Below are 8,523 nucleotides of genomic sequence, written 5' to 3'. Positions count from 1 at the left end.
CAACTGACCCCTCCCCGGGGCCGTCCCGGGGAGGTGGGACGGGCCCCGGGGAGGGGTCAGTTGGCGTCGGTGAACGGCAGCGCGGTCTGGCCCGCGATGCCGAGGCAGTCCTCGACGAGGGAGACGAAGATCTCGGCGTCGTGCAGGAGTTCCTCGGCCTCGCGGACGGTGACGGCGCGGGGCAGGCCGGCCTCGGCGGCGGCGCGCTTGTCGGCGCCGGCGGCGAAGAAGGCGGCCCACTCGCGCAGGGCGGGCTCGGCCTCGGGCAGCAGCACCCACACGCTGCGGGGGCGGCCGCGGCGGTGCGTCTCCACGGGGTCGCGGGAGGCCAGCACCGCGGCGGCGGCGCGCAGCGCGGCGAGGTGGGCGCAGACGTAGCGGACGGCGGGCGTGGTCGCCTCGGCGGCCTCGGCGAGGCCCGTGCGGGCGGCCTGGAGCTGGCCGGCGGCGGTGTGCGCCGGGCGCGGCGCGGGCCTCGGACGCCGCCGCGGGCTCGGCGGGCCGGACAGTGCGGCGGAGTGGACTGCGGTCGTCGTTGCGGACATGGCTGCCTCCTTCCGGGGCTCGGGCCGGCCGGGCGGAGAGCTTCCCCTCACTCCGCCCGGCCCACGGCCCCCGCCGGCACATCGCCGCCGGCGGGGGCGTCGCCCTGATACGGGCCGCGAGTCCCGCATCACGTCGAACATAAGTTCGACGCACTCACAGTAAACCTCCCTCGTGACGATTCGTCAACGTGTTCGAACGGAGCGGCGTGCGCAGGTCGGTTAGGGTGCGGGCATGCATCCGAACGCCGAACACGTCGCGCGCGTGCTGCGCGAGCACGGGGTCGAGGGCGAGGTCGTCGAACTGCCGGAGGCGGCGCGGACGGCGCGGGCCGCGGCCGAGCAGCTGGGGTGCGAGGTCGGCGCCATCGCCAACAGCCTGGTGTTCGACGCGGACGGCGCGCCGCTGCTGGTGCTGACGAGCGGGGCGCACCGGGTCGACACCGCGAAGGTCGCCGCGCTCGCGGGCGCGGCGACGGTGCGGCGGGCGACGCCCGAGTTCGTCCGGGAGGCGACGGGCCAGCCGATCGGCGGCGTGGCGCCGGTGGGCCATCCGGCGCCGATCCGCACGCTCGTGGACGTCTGGCTGGACGGGCACGAGCGGGTGTGGGCGGCGGGCGGCCACCCGCACACCGTGTTCCCGACGTCGTACGAGGAACTGCTCAAGATCACCGGGGGCGACCCGGCGGAGGTGGAGTGATGACGGAGATCTGGCACAACCCGCGCTGCTCCAAGAGCCGCGCCGCGAAGGCCGCGCTGGACGAGGCGGGCGTCGCCTACACCGAGCGGCGGTACCTGGACGAGCCGCCGACGGCCGAGGAGCTGGACGCCGTCCTCGCCCGGATCGGCGCGGAGCCGTGGGAGGTCGCGCGGCTGAACGAGCCCGTCGCGAAGGAGCTCGGGCTGAAGGACCTGGAGCACGACCGGGCGCGGTGGATCGAGCTCATGGTCGCCAACCCGGTGCTCATCCAGCGGCCCATCGTGGTGACGGACGGCGCCGCCGTCGTCGCCCGCGACGAGGCCGCTGTCGGCAAAGCCCTCGACAGCCTGTGACGACGGTGTGATTCTGGGAGACGACCCCGACGTTCGGTGACCCCCGGAGGACCGATGACCGCGCAGATGCGCACGGGCCCGGCCGCCCGCGACCCGAACTTCCGGGGGATCGACCCGCCCGCGCTGGATCGGCTCATCAAGCAGATGCAGGACGCGCAGAACGCGATCCGGGGCTGGCTGAACGGGCACCGCCCGCCCGCCGGTGTGTCCGCGGCGGGGTACCGGCAGGCCGACGAGGTCGCGCAGTGGGTCGGGAACCAGCTCGGGATGCTGTCGCGCCGCTACGGCTACGCGATGACGCACCCGGACGGCGGGTCGATGCGGCCGCCGTCCGGTCCCGCGCAGGCGCCGGAGACGGGACGGGCGCCGGTGGAGGCCGCCGGCGGCGCGCCCGCGGCGCCGGTCGCGCCGCCCCGCCGCGACCCGGTGGCGGAGGCCCCGCGGGCCCCGGGCGCGGGACGGGCGGGTACGCCGGCCCCGGGCGGGCCGGCCTCGCGCGGCGCGGGCGACATCGGGAGCCACCCGGACCGGCGGACGGCGGAGAAGGCGGCGGAGGCGGACGCGCGGGCCCTGCGGGCGGCGTTCGCGGACGACGCGGCCGTCCCGGCCGCGGTGTGGGCGCGGCTGAAGGCCGACGCCGACGACCCCGACTACACCGCGCGGCTGTACGAGCGGCTGGGCCCGGCGGGCGCCGCGCGGCTGCTCGCCGGGGCCGAGGGCGACGAGGCGCGGCTGCGGGTGGTCCGGGAGTCGCTGGGCATGGCGAGCAACGGGGTCCGCGTGGACGCCGGGTGGCTGCGGGCGTTCCTGGCCGAGGCCGGGCGTGCGGACGTCCGCCCGGTGGCCGTGCGGGTCATCGCGGGCGCCGACTGGAGCGCGGGCACGCGGGAGGCCGTCCGCGAGCTGGACCTGACGACGTCGCGGCCGGCCTCATGAGCGCGCCGCCGCCGCCGGGGAGCCTGCCGCCGCCGATCGAGGGCGCGGCGGCGGGGGCGCTGGCGCCGACGGAGCGCCCCAACCCGGCGTACGGGGAGCTCTACCGGGCGTACGCGGACGCCTACGGCGGGATCGACCGGCTCCGGCAGGCGCTCGACGCGCCCGTGAAGACCCTCGGCGGGACGGACGCGTGGCTCGGCCCGGAGGCCCGCCGGTGGGGGACGGCCCTCGACGCGGAGCGGGCGCGGCTGCGGCAGGCGGCGGACCAGATCCTGTGGGACGTCTACGACCGGCTGTCGGCCACACCCAGGACCCTCCCCCGGGTCTAGGCTCGGGCGGGTGAGGGACGCGAAGCTGCGCGAGATCGACGAACGGGCCTTCCTGCGCAGGCTGGATCCGCTGCTGGACGTGTACGCGGCGGCGATGGACCCGCCGCGCGAGCAGCTGCCGGGGCGGCGCACGATTCTGGAGCGGCACGCGCGGTACCCGGGTTTCCGGGCGTTCGTGGCGGAGCGGCGGGGCGGGCCGGTGCGCCTGCCGGGGCCGCTGCACGGGCTGGCGTACGGGTTCCACGGCGAGCGCGGCCAGTGGTGGCACGACGTGGTGCTCGAGGCGCTCACCGCGCGGGGCGGCCCGGAGCACGCGGCGGCGTGGCTCGCGGACGCCTTCGAGGTCGCGGAGCTGCACGTCCGCCCGGACGCGCAGGGGCGGGGGCTCGGCCGGGCGCTGCTGGCGGCGCTGTGCGAGGGCAGGCCGGAGCGGACGGTGGTGCTGTCGACGCTGGAGCGGCGGCCGGACACCCCCGCCCGCCGGCTCTACCGGTCGGTCGGCATGGTGGACCTGCTGACCGACTTCGAGTTCCCGGGCGGCGGGCCCCGCTACGCGGTGATGGGCGGGACGCTGCCGCTGGCCACGGGTGCGGCGCCGCAGTAGCCGCCGGCCTCGAGCAGCCCGTACACCTCGCGCGTCGCCGTCGACTTGTTGAACGTGATGAAGTGGATGCCGGGGGCGTCCTGGTCGAGGAGTTCGCGGCACAGTTCGGCGGCGTGCTCGATGCCGAGCCGCCGGACGGCCTCGGGGTCGTCGGCGACGGCGTCGAAGCGGGCCTTGACCTCGGGCGGGAACGGGGCGCCGGACAGCTGCTCGGACCGCTCGATGGTGCTCAACCGCGTGACCGGCATGATCCCGGGGATGATCGGGATGTCGCCGCCCGCGGCGGCGACGCGGTCGCGCAGCCGGAAGTAGTCCTCGGCGCGGAAGAACATCTGCGTGATGGCGTAGTCGGCGCCGGCGCGGCACTTCTCGACGAAGTACCGGGTGTCGCTCTCGATGTCGGGCGAGCGCGGGTGCTTGTAGGGGAAGGCGGCGACGCCGACGCTGAAGTCGCCGGTGGCGCGGATGAGCCGGACGAGGTCGGCGGCGTACTCGACGCCGTCGGGGTGCTTGACCCACTCCCCCATCGGGTCGCCGGGCGGGTCGCCGCGCAGCGCGAGCATGTTGCGGACGCCCGCGGCGGCGAGCCGTCCGATGAGGTGGCGGAGCTCGGCCTGGGAGTGGTCCACCGCGGTGAAGTGGGCGACGGGGGTGAGGGTGGTGTCGGTGGCGATCCGCTCGACGATGTCGACGGTGGTGTCGCGGGTGCCGCCGCCGGCGCCGTAGGTGACGGAGACGAACGTGGGCCGCAGCGGCTCGAGCTCGCGGATCGTACGCCAGAGGGTCCGCACGCCCTTCTCGCTCTTGGGCGGGAAGAACTCGAAGGAGAAGGACCTTCCCCCGGTGGCGAGCAGCTCGCGGACTGTGGGGGGCCGTTCGGGGCGCACGGATCGCATCCCACCAGCGTACAGAAGGGGCCGGCGGCGGGCCGGGGGCCCGGGCGGGTTCCGGTTGGACCGCACGTTTACGCCCAGTTGTCACTTAATGGCGGAGATTTCCTAAGATCGGTGGACATCTCGCGCTACTGACGGGCGGTTGCATGCCTTCCCCTGGATACGATCACGACATGTCGACGAGCCGCATCCGCAAGCGGGTCGACGAGGCGCTGCTCGCGTTCGTCGACCGGCAGCGCCCCGGCCTGCTCGCCATCAGCGACGACCTGTCGCCGCTGCTCGGGGCGCTGGACTCGCTGCTGCGGGGCGGGAAGCGGCTGCGCCCGGCGTTCTGCTACTGGGGGTGGCGGGCCGCGGGCGGCGGCGGGGACGCGGGCATCGTGGACGCGGCGGCGTCCCTGGAGCTGCTGCAGGCCAGCGCGCTGATCCACGACGACGTCATGGACTCCAGCGACACGCGGCGCGGGCAGCCGTCGGTGCACCGCCGGTTCGAGGCGCTGCACGGCGCGCAGGGCTGGCCGGGCGACGCGGCGGCGTTCGGGGAGGGCACCGCGATCCTGCTCGGCGACCTGTGCCTGGCCTGGTCGGCGGAGATGTACGAGGCGTGCGGGCTGGACGGCGAGCGCAGGCGGCGCGGCCGGGCCGTGTACGACCTGATGCGCACCGAGGTCATGTGCGGCCAGTACCTCGACATGCTGGAGGGGACGCGCGGCGCGGCGACCGTCGCCACGGCCCTGCGGGTGGTCGAGTACAAGAGCGCCAAGTACACGATCGAGCGGCCGCTGCACCTGGGCGCGGCGCTGGCCGGGGGCCGCCCGGACGTGTCCGCCGCGCTGACCGGGTACGGGCTGCCGCTCGGCATCGCGTTCCAGCTCCGCGACGACGTCCTCGGCGTGTTCGGCGACCCGGCGGAGACGGGCAAGCCCGCGGGCGACGACCTGCGCGAGGGCAAGCGGACGGTGCTCGTCGCGCTGACCCTGGAGCGGGCGGACGCGGCGCGGGCGGCGGCGCTCGAGCGGCGCCTCGGCGACCCGGAGCTGGACCGGCCGGGGGTGGACGAGCTCCGCCAGATCATCGAGGAGACCGGCGGGCTCGCGGCCTGCGAGGAGATGATCGAGCGGTACCTCGACGAGGCCGAGCGGGCGCTCCGCGCGGCGCCGATCACCGAGGAGGCGCGCGAGGCGCTCGCCGGGCTGGCCGTCGCGGCGACCTCCCGCCGCACCTGACACCGCACCCGACGCCGCGGGGATCCGCGCCCGGATCGCGAAAAGTGGCACGATCCGGCCAAATGATCGGAACGCTCTAGCACTGTCCCACCGTTTGGTGGCAGAAATGTCGCCATGTGCGCCGACATCCCCGGGAACCGCGTTCCGCGCATCGCCCCGCTGCCTCCGGAGCAGTGGGACGACGCGCTCCAGGCCGTCACCGCCGCGACCGGGCCGCTGAACGTCTTCACGACGCTGGCCCGGCACCCGTCGCTGTTCCAGTCCTGGATCGGCTTCGGCTCGGCGCTGCTGATGAACGGCCTGCTGTCCGGCCGCGACCGCGAGCTGGCGATCCTGCGGACGGCGCACCACCGGTCCTGCGAGTACGAGTGGGCGCACCACCGCGGGCTCGCGCTGGACGCGGGGCTGACCGGGGACGAGGTCGCCGCGCTCCGCCGCGACCCCGACGACCACCCGTGGTCAGACGACGACCGGATGGTGCTGGCCGCCGCGGACGAGCTGCACGAGCGCGGCACGGTGACGGACGCGACCTGGACGGAGCTGGCGACCCGCTTCGGGGAGCGCGAGCTGATCGAGCTGGTGATGCTCATCGGCCACTACCACATGGTCGCCTTCACGCTGAACGCCTTGCGCGTCCAGAACGAGGACACCGGCGCCGGTCACGCGGGCGGGGAGGGCTGATGCTCCGGACCGGCGGGACGCGGGCCGGGCGGTGGCTGCCCGCGGCCGGCGCGCTCGCCTGCGCGCTCGCGCTCGCGGTCGTCCCCGCCCGGACGGACGGGGCGCTGGCCGCGGCGGGCCGCTGCGGCGACCCGGCCGTCCGGCCGTGGTGCGACACCGCGCTGAGCGCGGACCGGCGCGCCGGGCTGCTGCTGGCGGAGCTGACCGACGACGAGAAGATCGCGCTGCTGGCGTCCGACGACCCGCTCGGCGGCCCGCTCGGCGGGTTCTTCGACTGGGCGCACGCCGACACCAACAACGGGATCGAGCGGCTAGGGGTCCCGCCGCTGTACATGGCCGACGGCCCGGCGGGCGTCCGGCAGGGCGAGGCGACCGCGCTGCCCGCGCCGATCGCGCTCGCCGCGACGTTCGACCGGCGGGCCGCGCACCTGTACGGGACGACGGTCGGGTGGGAGGCGCGGCACCGCGGCAACGACGTCATCTTCGGCCCGACCGTGGACGTGCTGCGCACGCCGCTCAACGGCCGGACGTTCGAGGGGTTCGGCGAGGACCCGTACCTGTCGGCGCGGCTCGGCGCGTCCTGGATCGAGGGCGCGCAGGGGCAGGGCGTGATGGCCTCGGTGAAGCACCTGGCCGTCTACGCCCAGGAGACCGACCGCCTCGAGCTGTCCATGTCCGTGGACCCGCGCACGCTCCGCGAGATCTACCTGCCGCCGTTCGAGGCCGCCGTGACGGAGGGCGGCGCCGCGACCGTCATGTGCGGGTTCGGGAAGCTGAACGGCCGCTGGGCGTGCCACGACGGGGGCGTCCTGAACGGGATCCTGAGGGCGGAGTGGGGCTTCGACGGGATGGTCATGTCCGACCACACCGCCGTCCGCGACACCGCCGAGGCCGCCAACGGCGGGCTCGACATGGAACTGCCGGTCGGCCTCCGCTACAACGCGTTCATGCTGAAGGCGGCGCGCGCGCAGAACAAGGTCACCCAGGCGACCATCGACGGGCACACCCGCAACGTCCTGCGGACGATGTTCGAGTTCGGCGTCTTCGACCGGCCCGCGTACCCGAACGACCTCGCCCGCGTCGACCGGACGGCGAGCGAGACCGCGGCCCGGACGATCGCCGAGAACGGCGTCACGCTGCTGAAGAACGACGGCGTCCTCCCCCTGGGAGCGCCGAAGAAGATCGCGCTGATCGGGCGGGCCGCGAAGGAGAGCCAGTCCGGGTTCGGGTCGGCCAAGGTGGTGCCGTTCGCGTCCGTCAGCGCGCAGGAGGGCCTGGCGCGGCGCGCCGGCGCGGGCGTCTCGATCACCTACCGGGACGGCGACGACCGCGCCGCCGCGGCCGACGCGGCCCGCGGCGCGGACGTCGCGGTCGTGTTCGTCACCGACAGCCAGGGCGAGTTCTTCGACAAGTCGTGCCTCACGCTGCGGTGCGGCGAGCCGCTGCGCGGCGACCAGGACGGGCTGATCTCGGCGGTCGCGGCGGCGAACCGGAACACGATCGTGGTGCTGCAGACGGGCGGGCCCGTCCTCACCCCGTGGGCGGACGACGTCGCGGCGGTCGTCGAGAGCTGGTACCCGGGGCAGGAGGGCGGGGACGCGCTGGCCCGCGTCCTGTACGGGGACGTCGACCCGGGCGGGCGCCTGCCGGTCACGTTCCCCGCCGAGGAGGCGCACGCGCCCGCGGCCGGGAACCCGGCGCAGTACCCGGGCGTGAACAAGACCGTCGCGTTCTCCGAGGGCGTCATGGTCGGCTACCGGCACTACGACGCGAAGAACATCGCGCCCAAGTACCCGTTCGGGCACGGCCTGTCGTACACGACGTTCCGCTACAGCGGCTTGAAGGTCGGACCCAAGGAAGTACAGGTCACGGTCACGAACACGGGGAGCCGCACGGGCGTGGCCGTCCCGCAGATGTACCTCGGCCTGCCCTCCCCCGGCGTGGACGTCCCGCAGCCGCCCAAGCAGCTCAAGGGCTTCACGAAGGTGACGCTCCGGCCGGGGCAGAGCACGACCGTCGCCTTCCCGCTGACCGAGCGCGACCTGTCCTACTGGAACGTCGAGGCGAAGCGGTGGAAGGTCGCGGACGGCTGCTACACGGTGATGGTCGGCGCGTCGTCCCGGGACGTCGCGCAGCGGGGCTCGTTCGGGCAGTGCCGGTGACCCGCGGGAAGATCCGCGTTCACCTGCAGGACAGGACGGTCACACGGTACAAATAAGGACCCTCCACATCCGTTCCCCCCGGAGTCCCCGTGTCCCC

The 8,523-nt window shown here is 75.2% G+C and carries 10 protein-coding genes; 8 read left to right on the top strand and 2 right to left on the bottom strand.

Going from position 1 to position 8,523, the window contains the following annotated elements; all coding sequences use genetic code 11:
- Positions 1–56: 56 nt before the first annotated feature.
- Positions 57–545 carry an SAV_6107 family HEPN domain-containing protein gene (locus tag DMH08_RS36790; RefSeq protein ID WP_026405762.1) on the bottom strand — a complete coding sequence of 163 codons (489 nt, stop codon included), beginning with the start codon at positions 543–545 and terminating at the stop codon, positions 57–59.
- Between the two features lie 232 nt (positions 546–777).
- Here DMH08_RS36790 and DMH08_RS36785 point away from each other — a divergent pair, with 232 nt between their 5' ends.
- From DMH08_RS36785 to DMH08_RS36765, 5 genes are read left to right on the top strand one after another with little or no spacing between them, the layout of a single operon-like run.
- Positions 778–1,242 carry a YbaK/EbsC family protein gene (locus DMH08_RS36785; RefSeq protein WP_026405761.1) on the top strand — a complete coding sequence of 155 codons (465 nt, stop codon included), beginning with the start codon at positions 778–780 and terminating at the stop codon, positions 1,240–1,242.
- Positions 1,242–1,595, top strand: a complete 354-nt coding sequence (locus DMH08_RS36780; RefSeq protein ID WP_026405760.1) for an arsenate reductase family protein — start codon at positions 1,242–1,244, stop codon at positions 1,593–1,595. Before DMH08_RS36785 ends, DMH08_RS36780 begins: the two co-directional genes overlap by 1 nt.
- Positions 1,596–1,649: 54 nt before the next feature.
- Positions 1,650–2,531: a hypothetical protein gene (locus DMH08_RS36775; protein ID WP_125620804.1), complete on the top strand. Its 882-nt coding sequence runs from the start codon at positions 1,650–1,652 to the stop codon at positions 2,529–2,531.
- Positions 2,528–2,860, top strand: a complete 333-nt coding sequence (locus DMH08_RS36770) for a hypothetical protein (RefSeq protein WP_026405758.1) — start codon at positions 2,528–2,530, stop codon at positions 2,858–2,860. The genes DMH08_RS36775 and DMH08_RS36770 overlap by 4 nt, the downstream gene beginning before the upstream one ends.
- 10 nt (positions 2,861–2,870) lie before the next feature.
- Positions 2,871–3,464 carry a GNAT family N-acetyltransferase gene (locus tag DMH08_RS36765; protein ID WP_233618031.1) on the top strand — a complete coding sequence of 198 codons (594 nt, stop codon included), beginning with the start codon at positions 2,871–2,873 and terminating at the stop codon, positions 3,462–3,464.
- On the opposite strand, the gene metF is transcribed toward DMH08_RS36765, so the two are convergent.
- The gene (gene metF / locus DMH08_RS36760; protein WP_125620802.1) at positions 3,410–4,360 is read right to left on the bottom strand and encodes a methylenetetrahydrofolate reductase [NAD(P)H]; all 951 of its coding nucleotides are present in this window, start codon (positions 4,358–4,360) and stop codon (positions 3,410–3,412) included. The genes DMH08_RS36765 and metF overlap by 55 nt on opposite strands.
- A gap of 170 nt (positions 4,361–4,530) precedes the next feature.
- On the opposite strand from metF, the gene DMH08_RS36755 reads away from it, so the two are divergent.
- The 3 genes from DMH08_RS36755 (at position 4,531) to DMH08_RS36745 (ending at position 8,426) form a co-directional block, all read left to right on the top strand.
- Positions 4,531–5,583 carry a polyprenyl synthetase family protein gene (locus DMH08_RS36755; RefSeq protein ID WP_026405756.1) on the top strand — a complete coding sequence of 351 codons (1,053 nt, stop codon included), beginning with the start codon at positions 4,531–4,533 and terminating at the stop codon, positions 5,581–5,583.
- Positions 5,584–5,697: 114 nt separating this feature from the next.
- Positions 5,698–6,264 carry a carboxymuconolactone decarboxylase family protein gene (locus DMH08_RS36750; protein ID WP_125620800.1) on the top strand — a complete coding sequence of 189 codons (567 nt, stop codon included), beginning with the start codon at positions 5,698–5,700 and terminating at the stop codon, positions 6,262–6,264.
- On the top strand, positions 6,264–8,426 hold the full coding sequence (locus tag DMH08_RS36745; protein ID WP_125620798.1) for a glycoside hydrolase family 3 C-terminal domain-containing protein: 2,163 nt from the start codon (positions 6,264–6,266) through the stop codon (positions 8,424–8,426). Before DMH08_RS36750 ends, DMH08_RS36745 begins: the two co-directional genes overlap by 1 nt.
- Positions 8,427–8,523 lie beyond the last annotated feature (97 nt).

The sequence above is a fragment of the Actinomadura sp. WAC 06369 genome (assembly GCF_003947565.1).
GTDB lineage: Bacteria > Actinomycetota > Actinomycetes > Streptosporangiales > Streptosporangiaceae > Spirillospora > Spirillospora rifamycini.
Note: the sequence above shows the minus strand (reverse complement) of the source record. Positions and strands in the feature narration are given on the sequence as shown.

Excerpts from the sequence above, each read along its gene's own strand:
- DMH08_RS36745 (WP_125620798.1), top strand. The coding sequence starts at position 6,264 with ATGCTCCGGACCGGCGGGACGCGGGCCGGGCGGTGGCTGCCCGCGGCC.
- DMH08_RS36770 (WP_026405758.1), top strand. The coding sequence starts at position 2,528 with ATGAGCGCGCCGCCGCCGCCGGGGAGCCTGCCGCCGCCGATCGAGGGC.
- DMH08_RS36775 (WP_125620804.1), top strand. The coding sequence starts at position 1,650 with ATGACCGCGCAGATGCGCACGGGCCCGGCCGCCCGCGACCCGAACTTC.
- DMH08_RS36780 (WP_026405760.1), top strand. The coding sequence starts at position 1,242 with ATGACGGAGATCTGGCACAACCCGCGCTGCTCCAAGAGCCGCGCCGCG.
- DMH08_RS36785 (WP_026405761.1), top strand. The coding sequence starts at position 778 with ATGCATCCGAACGCCGAACACGTCGCGCGCGTGCTGCGCGAGCACGGG.
- DMH08_RS36750 (WP_125620800.1), top strand. The coding sequence starts at position 5,698 with ATGTGCGCCGACATCCCCGGGAACCGCGTTCCGCGCATCGCCCCGCTG.
- metF (WP_125620802.1), bottom strand. The coding sequence starts at position 4,360 with ATGCGATCCGTGCGCCCCGAACGGCCCCCCACAGTCCGCGAGCTGCTC.
- DMH08_RS36755 (WP_026405756.1), top strand. The coding sequence starts at position 4,531 with ATGTCGACGAGCCGCATCCGCAAGCGGGTCGACGAGGCGCTGCTCGCG.
- DMH08_RS36790 (WP_026405762.1), bottom strand. The coding sequence starts at position 545 with ATGTCCGCAACGACGACCGCAGTCCACTCCGCCGCACTGTCCGGCCCG.